We start from the raw sequence: 378 nt of genomic DNA, 5'->3' as shown, positions 1-378 counted from the left end.
CACTGCCTGCGCCCGCTGCGTATGCAGGCACATTATCCGTCGCGATGCTGGCGTCGCTGCTGTGGTTGCCGTGCCTCATTGTTGGGTGTTCTCCTCGTCCTTGGACTGCGTCTCATTCACCGTGGCATATTTCAGCTGCTGCAGCAAGGCCGCGGTGGACGGAAAATTGAGATCGTCCTTGTTCTCCACTTTGTAGCCGATGCCGAATGCGGTCACATACTGCTTAAGAATGGTGATGGCTTCGGAATCGTTCAGCGCCTTGCGCATGGACGCCTGATCTCCGATGGCGGAGATGGTGAACGGCGGCGCGTATTTCTTACCATGTATGGACAGCACGTTGCCGGAACAGATTACGGCCGAATTGAACAGCACGCGCTG

Annotated in this window: 1 protein-coding gene; it reads right to left on the bottom strand. The window is 56.9% G+C overall.

Annotation, left to right across the window (positions count from 1 at the left end):
* Positions 1 to 75: 75 nt before the first annotated feature.
* The coding region (locus EIK80_RS25150; RefSeq protein WP_148099126.1) for a DUF881 domain-containing protein at positions 76 to 378 on the bottom strand (303 nt) is incomplete at its 5' end.

The sequence above is a fragment of the Caulobacter sp. 602-1 genome, from assembly GCF_003931565.1.
GTDB lineage: Bacteria > Pseudomonadota > Alphaproteobacteria > Caulobacterales > Caulobacteraceae > Caulobacter.
Note: the sequence above shows the minus strand (reverse complement) of the source record. Positions and strands in the feature narration are given on the sequence as shown.